The sequence below is a fragment of the Alicyclobacillus herbarius DSM 13609 genome, assembly GCF_000430585.1.
GTDB classification, from domain to species: domain Bacteria; phylum Bacillota; class Bacilli; order Alicyclobacillales; family Alicyclobacillaceae; genus Alicyclobacillus_G; species Alicyclobacillus_G herbarius.
This window is the reverse complement of the sequence record NZ_AUMH01000009.1, coordinates 31,041-49,711: the sequence shown is the minus strand read 5'-3', so window position 1 is coordinate 49,711 and position 18,671 is coordinate 31,041. Positions and strand designations below refer to the sequence as shown.

Sequence of the window (18,671 nt, the reverse complement as noted above, 5' to 3'; positions counted from 1 at the left end):
GGGGGGTAGTAGCAGTTGGCAAAGTGCAGGAACCTGCTGTTTGGGATATAATGGATAACAGGGATAAAAATGCATAGATAGAGGTGGGACGATGAGTCAAGCGGTTTCGCAAACGGTGGAAGCGTTTCGGCAATACGTACGGGAGATGGAACATTATCAAGAGGCGCTCTCGCTGATGTACTGGGACTTGCGCACTGGCGCGCCGAAAAAAGGGGTACCGCTGCGTTCGGAAGCGATTGGCACGCTCTCGTCGGCGGTATTTCGGATGAGTACCTCGCCGCAAATGGAAGAGTACCTGAACACCCTGGGAGATCCGGGGGTATACAACGGGCTCGATCCGGTGACGCGCGCGATGGTCCGGGAGTTCCGCAAGGAGTTTGACCGGGCGCGCAAGATCCCGCCGGAGCGCTATCACGCTTACGTGGTGCTTGTGTCCAAGGCGGAGTCGGTCTGGGAAGAGGCTAAGGCAAAGGCCGACTTCGCCCTGTTCCGGCCTTATCTGGAGCAGATTGTCGCGATGACAGTGGAGTTTGTGGACTATTGGGGCTACAAGGATGACAAGTACGACACCCTGCTTGACCAGTATGAACCGGGAATGACCGTGGCTCAGCTTGATCCCATCTTTGACAACCTCCGTCAGGAGACGGTCGACCTGCTAAACCGCATTGTTGCGACCGGCCGCCGATTCGACGACAAGCGCTTCTATCGGGGCTACGACACGGCGCTTCAGCGCAAACTCTCCCATTACCTGTTGGAGCAAATGGGGTATGACTTTACGGCCGGGCGCGTAGATGAGACGGTGCATCCGTTCCAGACCACCATCAACCACTACGACACCCGGGTGACGACGAAGTTTCTCACGGAGGACCTGCGCAGCAACCTGTTCAGCACCATCCATGAAGGCGGACATGCGCTGTACGAGCAAGGGGTATCGGATGAGCTGATTGGCACCGGGCTGTGCTCAGGCACCTCGATGGGGATTCACGAATCGCAGTCTCGTTTTTGGGAGAACATGATTGGTCGCTCCCGCCCCTTCTGGGAGGCGCACTACCGCTACATCCTGGAACTGTTCCCATCCCAATTCGCTGATATTTCCTTGGACGACTTCTATCGCTCCGTGAACGATGTGCGTCCGTCTTTGATTCGCACTGAAGCGGACGAATTGACGTACAACCTCCACATCATGATCCGCTACGAGATTGAAAAGGGGCTCATCAATGGGCAACTGCAGGTAGCGGATCTGCCGGCCGTCTGGCGAGAGAAGATGCAGGAGTACCTCGGCGTCACACCCAGCAACGACGCGGAAGGCGTACTGCAGGACGTGCACTGGTCTGGCGGCAGCTTCGGCTATTTCCCGTCGTATGCGCTTGGCAACATCTATGCCGCCCAGTTTGCGCACGCGCTGGCCAAGGACATCCCCGACTACATGGAGCAGGTCCGTAGACGCAATCTGCTTCCCATTAAACAGTGGCTGAACGAGCACATCCATCGCTTTGGCAAGATGCTGGAGCCCAAGGAGATTGTCCAACAGGTGACCGGGGAAGCGATTGACGCGAAGTACTTGATTGGATATTTAAAGGATAAGTTCAGCGCCCTGTATAACCTATAAGGTTGAACCTTGTCGACTTTTGACATCGCCGCCGCCCTGTACTAGAGTCAGAATGTATCGCTTGAATCCAACGTGGTGAGGCATCCAAGAACATGAAAGACTCGGCAGTGGGGGCGGCGTTGGCCGCACAGTGGCGCTGGTTGGTGTTGGCGAGCATTGGCGTGTCATATCTCCTGGTGTTCACACAGCGCACCGGACCGGGCGTGATTTCGGATCAGCTGCAAGCCGATTTTCACGTATCTGCGGCGCTGTTGGGGACCATCACGAGCATTCAGTACCTCCTGTACATGCTCTTGCAGATTCCCGTGGGTCTATACGGGGACAAGTCGGGACCCGAGCGAATGCTCGTCACAGGCGTATTGTGCGACGGGGTGGGGACGCTGTTGTTTGCGTCGGCCCACAGCTTCGGCTGGCTGCTCTTGGGTCGAGCTATCGTCGGACTCGGCGATGCACTCATCTGGGTCAACATTGTCTTGATTCTCGGCAAGTGGTTCGCCAAAGGGCGCTTTGCGGCGGTTCTCGGGGTGGTCAACACGGCTGGGAATCTGGGCGCCTTGGTGACCAGTATTCCGCTTGCCGCCTGGATTGCCACGGCAGGGTGGCACATTCCGTTCACCGTTATTGGGGCGCTCTTGGTCGCGGCCGGGGTGCTCGATGGCGTCGTGCTGATGGGCGCCGGACCGGCTCGTCGAGCCAAGGCGTCGGCCAGTGCCCTGCGCGTGCAAAAGGTCCCGATGTGGCGGTTGCTGTCCGGAGTCGTACGCGACAGGTTGGCATGGGCGACCTTCTGTTGCCACTTTGGGGCGATGGGAACCTATCTGGCGATGGTCAGCCTTTGGGTGGTTCCGTTCTTTATGGACGTTTACCGGCTGCCGCGCGCAGAGGCGGCTTGGTTCACGCTCATTGCTTTCGTCGGGGCGCTGGTTGCAAGTCCATTCATGGGGTGGCTGAGCGACCGTTTGCATGACCGACGGCGCCCCTATCTGGTGACGCAGACCTTGGCGGCTCTGGCTTGGCTCGCGGTTGCCCTGTGGCGCGGGCAGCCGCCGCTCGTTGTGGCGGGGCTCATTATGTTTGTCGTCGGGTTTGGCTGTGGCAGCAGTCTCTTGACGTTCGCGGCCATTCGGGATCAGGTCGATCCGCACCGCTCTGGCGTCACCTCTGGCTTTGCCAACACGGGTGGCTTTTTGAGCGCTGTTTTACTGCCCGTCTTGTTCGGCATGGTCATTGATGCATTCGGCGGGACGGCGGGTGCCGGGAGTCAGGGCGCCCGTCACGCCTACGGGATTGCGTTTTTCCTGCCAACCCTGTTTTCCTTGGTTGGCGTCGTCGGCAGTCTGTTGCTGCCACAGGGGTTGCGTGCGGCAAAGTCGAAAGTGCCTGCCACAGTGTGAGTGAAGGGCTTGGCGTGCACGATGAGCGTAACACATAATCGGAATCAATCTGGGAAAGGCGAGGTCGATCGAATGCAGGCGATTGAGAGCATGGAACAGTTTTTTACTTTGGTGCGCGAGGCCAATCCGACCGTCATGGTGTTTTCGGCCGATTGGTGTCCGGATTGCCGGTACATGGATACGTATATCGAAGACGTGGTGCGCGATTATGAAGGGAAGTTTCGGTTCTACCATGTTGACCGGGACAAGTTCCTCGATTTATGTGAGACCCTGGACGTCCTAGGCATCCCGAGCTTTATCGTCTACCGGGATGGTCAGGTCGTCAGCCGTTTTGTCAATGGCAAACGGAAGACGAAGCAAGAGGTTACGGACTTTTTGGACGACGCACTGGCGAAGCTCAACAGTTAAGGGAAGCTCAACAGTTAAGGATGGAGGAGGAGCGAGCGGGTGAATAGTGGCAACTGGTTTATCCGAACCCCGGAACAGCGTGAGCGCCATGAAATCATCCGCGCGCTGTCGAAACAGTTTGCGGAGCGGGCGGCCACCCATGATGCCGACGCGAGTTTTCCGCACGAGAACATCAACGCGCTGCGCGACGCTGGGTATGTGGCGTGGACGACGCCTAAGGAATTTGGGGGTTTGGAAATTTCCCTGTATGAGATGTTGTTGCACCAGGAGCAGCTGGCACGAGGGGACGGATCGACCGCACTGGCGATTGGCTGGCATGTCGGCATGATGCTCAGCTTGCGGACAACGCGCGCCTTTCCGGAGCCGCTGTTTGCCGAGGTGTGCCGGTCGGTGGTGGAGCGGGGGGCGCTCATTAACAGCTGCGCCAGTGAACCAGCCACGGGTAGTCCGAGCCGTGGCGGGCGACCGCAGACGACGGCACAGCCCGTTGCCGGTGGCTACCGCATCAGCGGGCGGAAGACGTTTAGCTCCTTGTCGCCGGCGCTCGATTGGGTGCTGGTGACAGCCGGAATTGCCGAGAGCGAGGACGTCGGGGAGTTTTTGGTCACCGGCGAGGACATTGAGATTGTCGAGACCTGGAACACCATGGGCATGCGGGCCACCGGCAGCCACGACATCCTCCTCAAGGATGTGTTTGTGCCAGAAGAACGCTTGGTCAGTCGGCAAAAGCCGGGCGAGCGGTCACGCCGCAACAGTGACGGCAGCGGCTGGACGCTCCACATCCCGGCCTGTTATTTGGGCATTGCGCTGGCTGCGCGTGATTTCGCCGTCCGCTATGCGGCCACCTACCAGCCGAACAGTTTACCGCACCCGATTGCCAAGGTCCCGCACATTCAGGAGAAAATGGGGCAAATCGAACTGAAGCTCCTAGCTGCCCGTACGTTGATGTATGACTTGGCGCGGCGCTGGGACGAGGGGGACGCTGCCACACGGGCACAGCTTCGCCCACAGTTGGGCGCGGTCAAGACACAGGCGACCAACGCGGCGATTGAGGTGGTCGATTTGGCCATGCGCATTGTGGGCGGCCGCAGTATCTGGCGCGACCTGCCGCTGGAGCGCTTGTATCGGGATGTGCGGGCCGGTTTGCACAACCCCCCGGCGGACGACATCACCTACCAGATGTTGGCGAATAATGCGCTGGCCGAGGTCGAAGAAACGAATTAGAGGGGTTTGAGACGCATGAATCAAGCCGTGCAAACGCTGGACGGGTGGTATACCCTGCACGATTTGCGGAGTATCGACTGGGCGTCCTGGAAGGCGTTGGATAATGACGAGCGGGCGGAGGCAGTGGACGAGCTGCTGCGGCTCACCCAAGCGTACCGAAACGTCATTCCGCATCAAACGGGCGCCTACGGGCAGTACCGGATTGTCGGACAGAAGGCCGACTTGATGTTTATCCACATGCGACCGACCGTCGAAGAGTTGGCAGACTTGGAGACCCGGTTCCAGAAGACGCGTTTTGCTGACTTTACGGCGCCGGCATACACTTACCTGTCAGTGGTGGAGCTGAGCGCCTACCTGGCCAAGCCGGGGGTCGATGTGGATTCCGATCCGTACCTGCAAGGCCGTCTCAAGCCGGAACTTCCACAGACGCGGAACGTGTGTTTCTATCCGATGAGCAAACGCCGTCAGGGTTCCGACAACTGGTACATGCTCTCGATCGAAGAGCGGCGTGAGCTGATGAAAAACCATGGCCGCATCGGCCACGAATACGCAGGTAAAGTTAAGCAAATCATCACCGGATCGACCGGGTTGGATGACTGGGAGTGGGGTGTCACCCTCTTTTCGGACGATCCGCTCCAGTTCAAGAAACTGGTCTACGAGATGCGGTTTGACGAGGCGAGCGCTCGCTTCGGGGAGTTTGGCCCGTTTTTCGTTGGCAGCCGCTTGGATGATGCAGATTTAGCGCGTATGCTGACGGTTTAGTCTGCCTTTCGCCGAGGGGACGGCTGCGGTCGCGGACCGCCGCCTTTCGGCTGCCGGTGGCGGCCCCGAATCACAAACGGTTTAGGTTCCTTCCTCACACCCCCGTGTTCCAGCAGGGATACGGGGGTGTATTGCGAATAGTCATATATATTGAGGATATCGGTTTCACAAGGGAGGAAGGGCCAATGTCGTACAATTTTGCGCTTGAAGTGGATGAAATCGCCGCGCGCAACCCTGATCGATTGGCAGTCATATGTGTAGACTCGGCCAAGCGGGTGACGACGCTGACGTATGACCAGCTGCGGCGCCAGAGTAACCGATTGGCCCAAGGTTTGAATCGCATCGGGGTGCGCCGCGGCCAACGGGTCTTGGTGCTGCTACCGCGCGGCATCGCTCCGTATACAGTATACCTCGCGCTCTTGAAGCTGGGAGTGACCATTCTACCCGGCTCGGAAATGCTTCGAGCCGCAGACATTGCCTACCGGGTTAGACACGCCGAGGCGAGTACCGTCATCGCGGACGCCGCACTCGTCGCCGAGGTGGATAAGGTGCGTCCGCAGTGCGCCAGTCTGTCCCACTTTTTTGTCGTAGGCGGAGCGGCGCCGGACTGGGAATCACTGGATGACATCGCCACCCTGGGCTGTGAAGACGACTTTTGCGCGGAGACTCGCGACAGGGACATCGCGTTCTTATCCTACACGAGCGGGACGACCGGGGGACCCAAAGGCGTCATGCACACCTACACCTGGCCGCGCGAGCACCTCAAGGTGGCCGGCACCCACTGGTTTGACGCCAAGCCGACGGATGTCGCCTGGGCGACCGCCGGGCCGGGGTGGGCGAAGTGGGTGTGGAGTCCGTTTGTCGGCGTCCTCGGCAACGGAGCCACCGGGTTCGTCTATCAGGGTCGATTTCAGCCGCAGGAGTACCTGTCTCTGATGCAGGAACACCGCGTGACCTTGCTCTGTGCCACACCCACTGAGTACCGGGCCATGGCCAAGGTGGAACACCTAAAGGCGTATCGCCTCTGTCTTCGATCCGCCTGTTCAGCCGGGGAACCGCTCAACCGCGAAGTAATTGATACCTTTCGGCGCGCATTCGGGGTGACCGTGCGGGATGGCTACGGACAGACCGAGAACAGCTTGTTAGTCGGCACCCTGCAGGATACCGAGGTGCGGGCCGGATCGATGGGGAAACCGTTTCCAGGGATGCGGGTGGCTATCGTCGACGACCAGGGCACACCGTTGCCAGTAGGTGAAATCGGCCACATTGCCGTACACAAGAGCTTCCCGTGCCTTTTTCAGGGCTATCTGAATGACGCGGAGCGTACCATCCAGGCGTTTCGAGGGGACTGGTACCTGACGGGAGACAAAGGACGAATGGATGAAGACGGGTACTTTTGGTTTGAGGGTCGGGCGGACGATATCATCATTTCGGCCGGGTACACGATTGGTCCGTTTGAGGTGGAGGACGCACTGGTGAAGCACCCCAAAGTCGCGGAGTGCGCCGTCGTAGCCAGCCCTGATGCGGATAGGGGGCACATCGTGAAAGCGTTTGTCGTCCTGCGTAACGCAGAAGATGCCAAGGACGAAGGGCTCGTGCGCGAGTTGCAGGACCACGTCAAGGCGCTGACAGCTCCTTATAAGTACCCGCGGGCGATTGAGTTTCTCACTTCGCTGCCGAAAACCAGCAGCGGCAAAATCCGCCGCGTGGAGCTGCGACAACGGGAGGAAATGGCTAAGCGTGCGAGCTTCGGGTCATGAAAGCGCGGTAGCCAGGTGGACGCGGATGGCCTGTTCGATGACGTCGACCCGCTCTGCCCACGAGTTCTCGGCCAAAAACTGCTCACGGAGTGGACCACGGCATCGTTTTTCCCCGGTGAGAATGCGGCCTAGCGCGGCAGCGGCTTCTGCGGGCGATGCGGCCAGCCACAACAGACGTTCCATCGCGGCGGTTTCCCGATTCGGCGTGGCAATCACCTCGCGGCCAGCGGCGATGTATTCATAGACTTTCACCGGATTGACACTCTCGGTCAAGGGAGACGGAACAAAGGGAAACAACGTCGCAGTAAAGCCAGCCAGAAATCGTGGCAGTTCGGGATAGGGCTGCGGGCCCAACAGATGGACGTTAGCGATGCGGCGCAGGCGGCTGACATCGGTCAACGCCGGCCCGATGAGAACAATCTGGCAGTTGGGGCAAAGCGCCGCCAGGGAGGCGATATACGACTGGTCGACCCAAGCACCGATGCCGCCGACAAAGCCCACGCGTGGCGTGGGAATGTGGTCGAGCATGGGGTGCGGGGACAGCGTTTCCGCGCGACGAAAGCGGTCCACCTCGGCGGCGTTTGGCAGCACCATAACGTCTGGACGGAGGCGACGCAAACGGTCGGCCAGGTTGTGTGCGGTGGCAAACACCGCGTGGCTGGCCGCTGTCAACTCGGCTTCCAGACGGCGCACCAAGTTGGGGTTATGGGTACCGGGAAAGGATGCGTGGTCATCGGCGCAATCGTAGATGACTACCTGCGGCTGCAAGTGTGGAATCAGGTCGACGGCACCCGGCAGATAGCTGAGAAGGACGAGGGGGCCTTGCGCCGCCTGGGCGATGGCGTCTGCCATCCGCCGTTGATTTTGCCGGTTCAACCAGCGCTGCCGAAGGCCAAAGGGCAGGGATGGCGGCAGGGATAGGACACGGACGACGTGTTCTGTACTGACTGGGACCCGCCGCAGCGTCGAATGCAGGCGCATGTGCCGGCGGGCGGTCAAGTGGCGCAATGGACTGAGCCAGGTCACAGGTGGTTCCACGTACAAGACGTCCCATCCGCGCTGGGCCAGCTGGCGGGCGACCTGTTGATTGCGTGCAAACACCTCGTCCCAGCGCACTGCGGCAATCACGGCGGTGGTTGGGGCAGGGGAATGGGGGGGGAGTCGCGTTGCCTTGGCGTTCATTCGCGCTCACCCCCTGCCTCAGCGGTCGGCAGGTTGCGCGCGCGTTGGAACTTGATGGCCGTTATGATGGGACGGTAGACGCACATCGCCAACCCGAACACGGCAGAGAAGCAGAGAAACGGGTGTACGGCACCCAGGGCCCCGAACACGAGCAATGCGAAGTACTGTTCTCCGATGTTGTAGGCGGAAAATGGCAGATACCGCCGTAGGCGTTGGGCCCGCGTCCAAAGGTCCACGGGACGGGCGACGGCGTCTGGATGTGGACGCGCATGGCCATCGAACGGCACGTCGCCGGGCTGGCCCGTCGGAACCAGCGGCTCTTTGCTGCCTGGGTTGCGGAACATTGGGATTTGACCCAAGTATTCGAGCAGATACAAGCTGAACAAGGCGACCATCGCCCATAGCCATGCGTCCGAGTTTGGGTGCTGACGCATCCAACCGTCCGCGAGACTGAGGTAAATTGCACCCTCCTTTACCCGATCCGCCACTTGATCGAGCCAACCGCCAATGGCGGAATACTGTTGTCGTAACCGTGCCAGTTGTCCGTCTGCACAATCGACGACGTAGGCCGCCTCAACCAGCAGCAGGCCGGCCAGAAAATAGTTTGGGGTATTGCTCGCCAGTCCGAGGCAGCCAATAACGCACAGACCCAGCGATGCGAGGGTCAGGGTGTTGGGAGTGATGCGCGGCCAGCGCTGTACCAGCCACACTAAGCGTATGGACAGCGGATAGTAGAGGTAGTTGGTCCAGACGTCCACCGGACGTTTGGCGCAGCGGTTCACTTCGGTTAGGGTGGTCACATGGCCTTCCCCCTGAGGGCATCAACCGTCATCATTGACATGTTTATCTGTCCAGTGGTATATTGAGCCAAACGAAAAATTTTATACGGATATTCAGCAACTCTTATCGAGAGCGGTGGAGGGACTGGCCCTATGAAGCCCGGCAACCACCAGAACGCGGGTCTGGTTCTGGAGAGGTGCCAATTCCTGCAGGACAGAGCGCTGTCCTGAGAGATGAGAGGAGCGCTGGGAATACGTTTGTATACCAGGCGACCGCTCCTCTCGAGCGGTCGCCTTTCGCATGTGCGTTTTGCATCGGATCGAATAGTGGATGGCGTCTACAGCCGTACAGCAGGAAACCTGCAGGGGCCATTCATGCAGCGAGAAGAGATAGGGAGAGATTGCAGTGACTGAGAAACAGCCGGGACTTGCGACGGCAGAGAGCGATGAGGATGGTTGCCGTACAGAGGTAAAACAGGCCGGGATAGCGGCCGGCGGCGTTGAACACCAGTCGGGGGTCGTGACCCTTGGTGACTTTTCCTTCGAGTGCGGCCAAACCCTTCCGATGGTTCAGGTCGCCTTCGAAACCTGGGGACGACTGAACGCTGCGCGAGACAATGCCGTCGTTGTCTGCCACGCCCTGACCGGAGACGCGCACGCCGCGGCAGGTGCCGAGGGCCAGGCCGGCTGGTGGAATGGCCTAATAGGTCCTGGCTGTTTCCTCGACACCACACGGTTTTTTGTCATTTGCAGCAACGTCTTGGGCGGGTGCAGTGGTTCGACCGGGCCAGCCACTATAGGACCCGATGACCGTCCGTATGCGCTGCGGTTTCCGCTGATTACCGTGCGCGACATGGTCAAAGCGCAGATGCGGCTTTTAGACGCCCTGGGGGTGCGCAGAGTCCAACTCGTCGTTGGCGGATCGCTCGGAGGCATGCAGGCTTGGGAATGGCCGCTCTTGGACCCCGAACGCGTGCTCCGGAGTGCCATCATTGCCGCCGATGCTCGGTTTTCTGCCCTTGCTATTGGCTATAACGAGGTGATGCGCCAGGCCATCGTGGGCGATCCCGCTTGGCAGCACGGCAATTACTACGGCACGGGCAAAAGACCCACCCATGGCCTAGGACTGGCCCGGTCTATCGCGATGTTGACCTATCGGACAGATACACTGTTTGAGGCGCGCTTCGGACGCGAAGAAGTGACCCCGCCCGCCCCAACGGATCGCCCAGGTTCGGCGGAGACCGGGACGTTTTTCGAGAACGAGGCGTGCGCAAGCAGTCCACTGGCGGCCTTTACGCAGCCGCTGTACCAGGTGGAGTCGTATTTACGCCACCACGGGCGAAAACTGGATGCCCGGTTTGACGCCAACAGCTATCTGTACCTGACGCGAGCGATGGACTCGCACGACATCGGCCGCGGCCGCGGCGGCCTCCTGCAGGCACTCGAGAATCTGAAGGCGTCCGTATTCTTGGTAGGAATCGACACGGACTATCTGTATTCGGTGTCTGCGCTCGAACATACGGCGCAGCTGGCGCAGGACGTGGGAGTCCGCCTTGATTTCCACGTGGTATCCTCCGATTTTGGGCATGACGCGTTTTTGGCGGAGCCGGAGAAATTAGGACAGGTGTTGAAAGGGGTTTGGCAGGCATGACCGGACAAGCGTGCGTACGGATTGGGCTCCTCGGTTGTGGCGTGGTTGGGGGTGGCGTCGTAGAGGCCCTAGCCCAAAACCGAGAGCGTATTCATCAATATGCGGGCGTTGTCCCGGTCATCCACCGCATCGCCGTGCGTGACGCGGGAAAGACGCGCCACCCCGAGGTCAAGCGACGGCAACTGTGTACCGACTGGCGAGCGGTGGTGGAAGATGGCGAGGTAGACGTGGTGATTGAGGTGATGGGCGGGATTGAACCGGCGAGATCGGCCATCCTCGCGGCGCTTTGTGCGGGTAAGCCGGTCATCACCGCCAACAAGCAGCTGTTGGCCCTTCATGGCCCGGAACTCATGGAATGCGCGCACCGTCACGGGGCGACGCTGCATTACGAAGCGAGCGTGCTTGCAGGTATCCCGGCCATTCATACCCTGAATACATACTTCTTCGCCAATCGGGTGCGCCGGCTGCGCGGCATCGTCAATGGAACATCCAACTACATCCTCACCCGAATGACGGAGGGCCAAAGTTTTGCCGAGGCGTTGGCGGAAGCCCAGTCCCTCGGCTATGCAGAGGCGAATCCATCCCAGGATGTCAACGGGGACGACGCGTTATACAAGCTGCAGGTCTTGATCTGGACGTTGACCGGGCAACCTCTACCGCCGGCCTTGATTCGCAAGCGCGGCATTGATGTCCTAAGTGCCCAGGAGGTGTGGGAAGCCAAGCGGCAGGGGAAACGGTGGAAGTTGGTCGCCGAGGCCGAGTTTGATGCGGCTGGAAATCCCGTGCTGGCGACGGTGGAGCCGATAGCCCTCGCCGTGGACGATCCGCTGTATCACGTCGACGGGGTGGCCAACGCGCTCTCGATTGAGGGTGACCTGGTGGGCTCAGTCACCCTGATGGGGCCTGGTGCGGGAGCTTTGCCGACCGCGAGCGCCATTGTCGAGGACCTGCTGCAGGGGTTGCGCGCGCGTCCGTCGCGCTGCCCGCGTGCGGAGATGGCTGAACGCGGGAAAACGGCCGGTTGGGACAACCGGCTTAACCTGATGCCTGTTTGAACACGATGTATCCTTGCTTGCCGCCTGCGTCGACATGCAGGCGGTCGGCCTGATACGTGCGGCCGGAGAGGCGAATCTGGCCGCCTGCGCGGTAGTCGATGCCGCTTTTGTCTTTCTTCAGTTCCTCCCCGGTCGGAAATTCTTTCATTGTGTTACCGCTTTTGAGCACCACCGCGTAGTGGTGGTTGGCGTTTCTCGTTAAACCTGCGTATTCCTCGGCCTTCGGGTTGACGTGGCTGCTGACGGGAATCGTCACCGTGTCTCCGTGTACCGTGGCCGTTTTCGGCAGGGGTACGTCAGGTGGGGTGTGCAACCGGAAGGCCGCCAGCGCGGCGATGATGAGTAGTGCCAGCAGGAGTTGTTTTTTCACCGTCTCTCACTTCCCGATGAGCTGCAAAAACTCCCGCCGGAGCTCGGTGTTTTCCGCGTAGGCCCCGCGCACCGCCAGGGTCCGCGTAGACGAACCGGGTTTGCGCACGCCGCGGGCGCACATGCAAAGGTGCTCAGCCTCCACCACCGCGATGACTCCCCGTGGCGCCAACACTTTTTCGATGGTTGCGACAATCTGTTCGGTCAGCCGTTCCTGCACCTGCAGCCGTCGACTGAGCGCATCCACCAGGCGGGCAATTTTGCTCAACCCGACGATTCGATCCGACGGCAGATAGGCCACGTGCGCCGTACCGAAAAAAGGCAACATGTGGTGCTCGCAGAGGCTGTAGAAGATGATGTTGGACACAATGACCGGCCCGTCACTGCGTTCTTCAAACGTTGTGTTCAGGACCGAGGCCGGGTCGATGCGCATACCGGCCAGCAGCTCCTCATACATCTTCGCCACGCGCATGGGCGTGTCGAGAAGTCCTTCCCGTTCCGGGTCTTCGCCGACAAGGCGCAGGATTTCTCGCACATGGTGGGCAATGGCTTCACGGTTTGGCTGCCGATTCGCCCCATCAATCTCGTGAGTCCCATCGCCCATGTCCGAAGTCACGGATGCAGTAGACGCAGTATATGAAAAGGTATCCAGTCCAAAATCGGTCAAGGTCGCTGTCTCTCCTTTTGCGGCATGCGGGTCTGGGTCCATACGCGCCTATGGCGATCCCAGAGCGGTCAGACAAGGGAATGGGGGTACAGTCCGGTTGTCCAATAAGATGCCGCTCGCAGAGTAGGTTTCATTATACCATCAAATCCAAACAAGTACGCCATTCTAGGGATGATTGCGGCCAGACGCCAAAATGACTACCATGGAGTGGTTGAATCCGGTCCAAACCGTCTGTACGACGCAGACGGCAGGCGGAAGGGATAGACCAGAAGCGGAGGGAGTCTCAACATGGGGAGTCAAACAACGGGCAGCGTCGACGTGTCCGCAGACTTGTTAGCGTCCTCCGCGGGCATGGCGGACAAGCTGCTTACAGGTCTTAACCCCGAGCAGCGGTTGGCGGTGACGACCACAGAGGGCCCGGTTCTGGTTGTGGCCGGGGCCGGAAGCGGAAAAACCAGCGTGCTTACGCGCCGGATCGCCTATTTGATTGAACAGCGACAGGTGCCGGTGCATCACATTTTGGCGATTACGTTTACGAACAAAGCGGCTAAGGAAATGAAGGAACGCGTTCGCGCCCTCGTCGGTGCGGCTGCGGACGACTTGTGGATGGGTACCTTCCACAGCATGTGTGTCCGCATTTTGCGGCGGGAAGCGGAGCGTATCGGTTATCCACCGACCTTTACCATCCTAGATAGCGAGGACCAACAGGCGCTCGTCCAACAGTCGATGCTCGACGCCAACTACGACTTAAAGAAATTCGACAGCCGTGCGGTTCAGGCTGTAATCTCTCAGTGGAAGAACGCCCTCGTCCGGCCCGGTCAGGCCGTCCCGAAAAAACGCGCGAGATCGCAGGCCGAGGCCGTGGCCGCGGATGTGTTTGAGATCTATCAGGACCGCCTGTTTGCCGCGGGTGCGATGGACTTTGACGACCTGATTGGGAACACGGTGCACCTCTTGCGTCAGCACGCGGACGTGCGGGAGAAGTATCAAGACAAGTTTCGCTACATCCACGTGGACGAATACCAGGATACGAATCACGCCCAATATCAACTGGTACGCCTGTTTGCCGAGAAGTACCGCAACATTTGCGTGGTGGGGGATTCGGACCAGGCCATTTATGCCTGGCGAGGGGCAGACATTCGCAACATCCTGGAATTCGAACGGGATTATCCGGATGCGACGGTCATCACGCTCGAGACGAATTACCGCTCCACGGCGATGATCCTCGACACGGCCAACGCTCTTATCCGCAACAATCGACGGCGCAAGGAGAAGACCCTGCGCTCCGTCCATGGCCAGGGTGATCCGGTCGTGGTTTGTGCTTTGACGGACGGTGAAGATGAAGCGCGTTACGTGGCGGATCAAATCTTGGCCCACGTCCAGAACGGCGGCCAGTACGGTGACTGTGCGGTCCTCTATCGCGCCAACGCGCAGTCGCGCGCGATTGAGGAAGCCCTCATGGGACAGGCCATCCCGTATACCATCGTCGGTGGCCTGACCTTCTATGACCGGCGGGAAATCAAGGACATCTTTGCCTACCTCCGGGTCTTGACCAACCCGCGCGACGAGATTTCGCTCCTACGCATTATCAACAAGCCCAGACGCGGGCTGGGGGAGCAAACGGTCGGCAAGCTTTTGGAATTCGCTCACCAAGAGGGGATGACCCTGCTCGAAGCCCTGCCGCACGGCCGGACGGCGGGCCTTTCCGAAGCGGCTGCCGAGGCGGCTAAAGAGCTCTATGACACCTTGCAGGAATTGATGTTGTGGATGGAAGGAATGCCGGTTAGTGAATACTTGGCTGAGGTCCTGCACGCCACGGGCTACCGCAAGATGTATGAGGACAGTGGGAAGACCGAAGACCAGCAGCGGCTGGAGAATATCGACGAGCTGTTCACGGTCACTCGCTCGTTCGACCGGCGCAGGCAGGGGACGCTCTTAGAGTTTTTGGCAGAAGTATCCTTGCTCAGCGACGTGGACAAGGAGAAAGGCAAACCGGACAACAGTGTTCGCCTGATGACCCTGCACGCCAGCAAAGGTCTCGAATTTCCCGTGGTCTTCATGATTGGCCTGGAGGAAGGCGTGTTTCCACACACCCGCTCGTTGGACACCGACGAGGGCATCGAGGAGGAGCGAAACCTCTGCTATGTCGGCATAACGCGGGCCATGCGCAAGCTGCACATCACCTACTGCACAGAGCGGACCTTGTTTGGCCAGACCACGCTGCGGGAACCCTCACGCTTTCTGGCCGAGCTGCCGCCGGAGACCACAGAGCGCATCAGTCTGACCAACGCGGACCTGTATGATTGGAAGGTGGGTGATCACGTTCGTCATCCGCAGTACGGCGAAGGCGTGGTGCTGGCCGTGAAGGCGGCAGGGGGAGAACGTACCGAGGAAGAGCTCGAGGTAATGTTTCACCCGTCTGTAGGCTTAAAGACGTTCCCGAAACGGTACGCGCGGCCGGTTCGTTCACAGGCTGCTGCGGAAGGGAAGCGGCTGACGGATGGTCATCCGCATCCAAAGCGATAGTCTGGATGGTCCTTTGTTTAGGGCGGGCGACATGCTACAATGAGTAATAACTTGTCAATCGGACTCACAGCGCCCGTCGGAGCTGTGACGTGGCTAGCAGGGGGAAAACGAGTTGGTCTCTTGGTACGTGATAGGTGGTCTGTTTGTCGTTTTCATAGGGCTGTATTCTTGGCTATTCTGGTGGACGCGCAAGCGGCAGAAGAAGTTCGAGGCTCAGTATAACGTCGCCAAGGAGAGGCGTGAAATCTTTGTTCTGCATAAACGGGTGATCCGGGAGAAGCCAAAGACGGGCTGGTTTCGCTACATTCCGGTGAAAACCTATCAGGTGGTGGGGCGCGTCAGCCTATCCCAGTCGGTGCGCGGCATCCACATGTCAAAGATGCAGACCATAACGTTCCACACGACCAAAGATCAATACGATAAAATCCAACCGAATCATCGCTACAAGATGGATGTGGCCGGAAACTACATCGGTTATGTGGTGGCGCCGCCGGTCATTCCGACGCGGGAACCGGGGGCGTGGAAGAAGTGGTTCCACCGCGGGGCGAAGAAGGTCAAGGCGCAAAAAGCAGGCGCTGGGACGAAGGGGCCGCTGAAGCCGGGGCAAGGAAGCACTGGCACCTCGGCATCGTCCGAGACCAAGGCGAAGGGAAAGGCGAAGCGGCAGCGTCAATGACACCCGCCTGCCTGCTCGCATAAGCTGGCACAGAACGCGCAGTTGAAAAGGAGGCGTTGACTGTGCAGCAGGAGCAGGGAAGCCAAGTGTGGAAAAGGCGCCGTCGCCGTGCTAAGCCGACGGTGAGTAGACGCAAGGCGGTGCGGACTGCCCGCCGCATCGCCGAGCAGGGTGTCCACGGGAAGAAGACGAATAAGCCGCAACGTTCCATGGAGACGGCTGCGGCTTTAACGTTTCGTCCGCGTACAGAAGCGGACGATGAATTTATCGTCCAGTTGACAGAGGAACAGTTGGGTGAGGTACATCAGCAGGCGTTTGCGGAGCCCTTTCCGCGGGAGCAGTTTCGTCGATACATTCAATCCGGGGCGCCAACCACGGTGGTTGAGCACCGGGGCAAGCGGATTGGGTACTATTCCTACCTGGTTGACCCAGATGGAAAAATGCACATCAGTGCCCTGGTGATTGACCGTACGCAGCAGTCGGACGGGGTCGGCACCGCCGTGATGAAAAAACTGGAGAGTGAAGCTGCCGCCATGGGGGTTCATACGCTCGAAGTATTCGTTCAGGCGAACAACACGCGCAGCGTAGAATTCACTCGCAAACTCGGTTTTACTGAGGTGTTTCGCTTGCCGCCAAATACGATTTGCTTCCAGAAGCGAATCGGCGGGGCGGGTATCGTAGGAGTACCGGATGGACAGGTCGGGGCCGCGATGCACGGCGAGGCTTGATGCGGCCTGGCCTTGTGGTAGCGGCCTGCTGCAAAATACCCATGCCGAAAAGGTGGATGTGCTCGAAAAAGGAAAGCGTCGGGCCCTCTAGCGGCCTGCGGGTATTCGGAAGGAGAGTGCGGTGCGTGGATTTCCAGAACTCAGACACGGACATCCCCCAGCGTCGGCGTTGCTCATGGGTAACGACTGACCTTCTCGCTGCTTATCATGACGATGAATGGGGACGCGCTCCCACGACCGATGCCGGTTGGCTGGAAGTGGTCATCTTAGAAACGTTTCAGGCAGGCATCAGCTGGCGGGTTGTTTTGCAAAAGCGAAACGCCATGCGAGAAGTGTTCGGCCAGTTCGACCCAGGTCGTCTGGCCGAATTTGGTGCCGGCGATGTGGAACGGTTGCTCTCTGATTCGCGCATTATCCGCAACCGGCGGAAGATTGAGGCGGCCATTAAAAACGCTCGCGTTGCCGTCAACCTAGCGCGTGAGTTTGGCTCCCTTGAGAACTTTTTTGCGGGCTTGACGAACATGGACGAGGCGGCGATATGCGAGCGCCTGCAAGCCGTGTTCCACGGTGTCGGGGCCACGACGGCCCAGAGCATCGCCTATGCGACTGGGCTCGTACCCCCACCGCATGAGTCCGGCTGCTGGTTGGCGTCGACCCCGTCAACGATCGCGCAGCCGTGGCGCATCAAAGAGGAGTGTAATGGCGTAAAGTCCAGCAAGCCCGATGATGACGTAGACAATCCGACTGAGTAAGGAGTCAACACCGCCAAGCAGGGCTGCCACAGCATCGAATTGAAACAACCCTACCAGCAACCAGTTGACCGCCCCAATGATGACCAAGGTCAACGCCACGTTATTCATTTGCCCAGCACCCCCTCGCGCCCAGTATGTTCATCTCCGCGAGTGTTCATCCGGTTCGCTGGGGGTGGGCTGGGCCGATCCGTCTAGACGCTGCAGAAGTTCCTCAAATCGGTTCTGTAACTGGTTCTCGAAGTGATTCAAACGCTCATGCAAGGTCTGCAGGTTGTCGAGTCGGCGTTTGGTTTCGCGGAGTTCGCGTAGAACCGAGCGAAACGGGACCTTTTGCGTCGGACGCGCTTTATCGGGCGACCGCGGTACCCAGACGGTCGGCCGCGGATGTCTTGGCAATGCACGTCTCCTAAGGTGTGAGCGGGCGCTATGGGCGGATGATTTATGTCGTCTGCCAGCAGCTGGGCCTTTGCGCCCGTGACCCGTGGTGGACGCTCGCTTACTTCCGGCAACGTCTGCGCGTGCGGCAGCCTCTTGTTCAGCAACCTGTTTCAGGGCGCGTGAGTACGCCTCTGCCAGCATGGGAATCCATTTGAGGCGGTCCGTGCGATCCATGAAAATGCGCCCCCTTGTTTCGCCCATCTTACGTTTCATCCTATACCGTATTCGGCCGTGGCGTTAGGGCGAACGCACAGTGCCGCAGGAACTTGTATCTGTGCAGACGATTCGATGTGGGTTGGTGGCTCTAGACTTGTCAGGTAACACGGGAGTAAGATAAGCTGAGGTGGAAACGGGGAGGGTAGACCGATGAGCGATGTCGAACAACGGGTACGTGAAGCACTCGATTCTATCCGCGAGGCTATCCAGCAGGATGGCGGCGATGTGGAGTTTGTTTCCTACGATGAACTTACGAAAACGGTGTTTGTCGCCTTAACGGGTCAATGCGTCGGTTGTCCGGCGAGTGTCATGACTCTCAAGCTGGGCGTAGAGCGCGCGATTAAACAGGTGGCCCCCGAGGTGGAAAACGTCGAAGCGTATTGAGAGGCCTTGTTCTGGATGGCCTCGCTTTTGTCTATGATAGAGGATGAGTACAGAGAGCGGTGCCTGTGCACCGTTTTTTTCAAGCCGCGTG

At 59.4% G+C, this 18,671-nt stretch carries 19 protein-coding genes and 1 riboswitch; of the genes, 13 read left to right on the top strand and 6 right to left on the bottom strand.

Annotated elements, in window-relative coordinates; all coding sequences use genetic code 11:
- The first annotated feature begins 91 nt into the window (after positions 1–91).
- The 6 genes from H522_RS0107495 to H522_RS0107470 all read left to right on the top strand — a co-directional run bounded on the left by H522_RS0107495 (position 92) and on the right by H522_RS0107470 (position 7,157).
- Positions 92–1,609: a carboxypeptidase M32 gene (locus tag H522_RS0107495; protein WP_026961852.1), complete on the top strand. Its 1,518-nt coding sequence runs from the start codon at positions 92–94 to the stop codon at positions 1,607–1,609.
- Between the two features lie 92 nt (positions 1,610–1,701).
- Positions 1,702–3,003 carry an MFS transporter gene (locus tag H522_RS0107490; RefSeq protein WP_051344023.1) on the top strand — a complete coding sequence of 434 codons (1,302 nt, stop codon included), beginning with the start codon at positions 1,702–1,704 and terminating at the stop codon, positions 3,001–3,003.
- Positions 3,004–3,075: 72 nt separating this feature from the next.
- Positions 3,076–3,411: a thioredoxin family protein gene (locus tag H522_RS0107485; protein WP_026961850.1), complete on the top strand. Its 336-nt coding sequence runs from the start codon at positions 3,076–3,078 to the stop codon at positions 3,409–3,411.
- 39 nt (positions 3,412–3,450) lie between these two features.
- Positions 3,451–4,635, top strand: coding sequence for an acyl-CoA dehydrogenase family protein (locus H522_RS0107480; RefSeq protein WP_026961849.1), 1,185 nt, complete (start codon positions 3,451–3,453; stop codon positions 4,633–4,635).
- A 15-nt stretch (positions 4,636–4,650) separates the two neighbouring features.
- A complete protein-coding gene (hemQ, locus tag H522_RS0107475) occupies positions 4,651–5,397 on the top strand; it encodes a hydrogen peroxide-dependent heme synthase (protein ID WP_026961848.1) in 747 nt (248 codons plus the stop codon).
- 185 nt (positions 5,398–5,582) lie between these two features.
- A complete protein-coding gene (locus H522_RS0107470) occupies positions 5,583–7,157 on the top strand; it encodes an acetate--CoA ligase (RefSeq protein ID WP_035453022.1) in 1,575 nt (524 codons plus the stop codon).
- Here H522_RS0107470 and H522_RS0107465 read toward each other — a convergent pair.
- Positions 7,152–8,339, bottom strand: a complete 1,188-nt coding sequence (locus H522_RS0107465; protein ID WP_026961846.1) for a glycosyltransferase — start codon at positions 8,337–8,339, stop codon at positions 7,152–7,154. The genes H522_RS0107470 and H522_RS0107465 overlap by 6 nt on opposite strands.
- Positions 8,336–9,139: a CDP-alcohol phosphatidyltransferase family protein gene (locus H522_RS18190; RefSeq protein ID WP_051344022.1), complete on the bottom strand. Its 804-nt coding sequence runs from the start codon at positions 9,137–9,139 to the stop codon at positions 8,336–8,338. Before H522_RS18190 ends, H522_RS0107465 begins: the two co-directional genes overlap by 4 nt.
- A gap of 100 nt (positions 9,140–9,239) precedes the next feature.
- A riboswitch (SAM riboswitch) is annotated at positions 9,240–9,359 on the top strand.
- A 165-nt stretch (positions 9,360–9,524) separates the two neighbouring features.
- Between H522_RS18190 and metX the strand changes: the two genes are divergently transcribed.
- Positions 9,525–10,769, top strand: coding sequence for a homoserine O-acetyltransferase MetX (gene metX, locus H522_RS18185; RefSeq protein ID WP_051344021.1), 1,245 nt, complete (start codon positions 9,525–9,527; stop codon positions 10,767–10,769).
- Positions 10,766–11,824, top strand: a complete 1,059-nt coding sequence (locus tag H522_RS18180; RefSeq protein ID WP_081411967.1) for a homoserine dehydrogenase — start codon at positions 10,766–10,768, stop codon at positions 11,822–11,824. Before metX ends, H522_RS18180 begins: the two co-directional genes overlap by 4 nt.
- On the opposite strand, the gene H522_RS0107445 is transcribed toward H522_RS18180, so the two are convergent.
- Entirely contained in the window at positions 11,805–12,194 is a 390-nt protein-coding gene (locus H522_RS0107445) for a hypothetical protein (protein WP_026961845.1), read from the bottom strand. The genes H522_RS18180 and H522_RS0107445 overlap by 20 nt on opposite strands.
- 6 nt (positions 12,195–12,200) lie before the next feature.
- Positions 12,201–12,797 (bottom strand): GTP cyclohydrolase I FolE, encoded by a 597-nt coding sequence (folE, locus tag H522_RS0107440; protein WP_035453067.1) that lies wholly within the window; start codon positions 12,795–12,797, stop codon positions 12,201–12,203.
- Positions 12,798–13,211: 414 nt separating this feature from the next.
- Between folE and H522_RS18175 the strand changes: the two genes are divergently transcribed.
- The 4 genes from H522_RS18175 (at position 13,212) to H522_RS18160 (ending at position 17,542) form a co-directional block, all read left to right on the top strand.
- Complete coding sequence (locus H522_RS18175) at positions 13,212–15,386, top strand: ATP-dependent helicase (protein ID WP_081411975.1); 2,175 nt, start codon at positions 13,212–13,214, stop codon at positions 15,384–15,386.
- 112 nt (positions 15,387–15,498) lie between these two features.
- Complete coding sequence (locus H522_RS18170; protein WP_051344020.1) at positions 15,499–16,062, top strand: hypothetical protein; 564 nt, start codon at positions 15,499–15,501, stop codon at positions 16,060–16,062.
- Between the two features lie 62 nt (positions 16,063–16,124).
- Positions 16,125–16,790 carry a GNAT family N-acetyltransferase gene (locus tag H522_RS18165; protein ID WP_051344019.1) on the top strand — a complete coding sequence of 222 codons (666 nt, stop codon included), beginning with the start codon at positions 16,125–16,127 and terminating at the stop codon, positions 16,788–16,790.
- A 125-nt stretch (positions 16,791–16,915) separates the two neighbouring features.
- Entirely contained in the window at positions 16,916–17,542 is a 627-nt protein-coding gene (locus tag H522_RS18160; RefSeq protein ID WP_051344018.1) for a DNA-3-methyladenine glycosylase I, read from the top strand.
- On the opposite strand, the gene H522_RS21025 is transcribed toward H522_RS18160, so the two are convergent.
- Both H522_RS21025 and H522_RS0107415 read right to left on the bottom strand, forming a co-directional pair.
- The gene (locus H522_RS21025) at positions 17,450–17,650 is read right to left on the bottom strand and encodes a DUF378 domain-containing protein (protein WP_081411965.1); all 201 of its coding nucleotides are present in this window, start codon (positions 17,648–17,650) and stop codon (positions 17,450–17,452) included. The genes H522_RS18160 and H522_RS21025 overlap by 93 nt on opposite strands.
- A 30-nt stretch (positions 17,651–17,680) precedes the next feature.
- A complete protein-coding gene (locus tag H522_RS0107415) occupies positions 17,681–17,938 on the bottom strand; it encodes a hypothetical protein (protein WP_026961843.1) in 258 nt (85 codons plus the stop codon).
- 408 nt (positions 17,939–18,346) lie between these two features.
- On the opposite strand from H522_RS0107415, the gene H522_RS0107410 reads away from it, so the two are divergent.
- Positions 18,347–18,580: a NifU family protein gene (locus H522_RS0107410; RefSeq protein ID WP_026961842.1), complete on the top strand. Its 234-nt coding sequence runs from the start codon at positions 18,347–18,349 to the stop codon at positions 18,578–18,580.
- Positions 18,581–18,671: the final 91 nt, after the last annotated feature.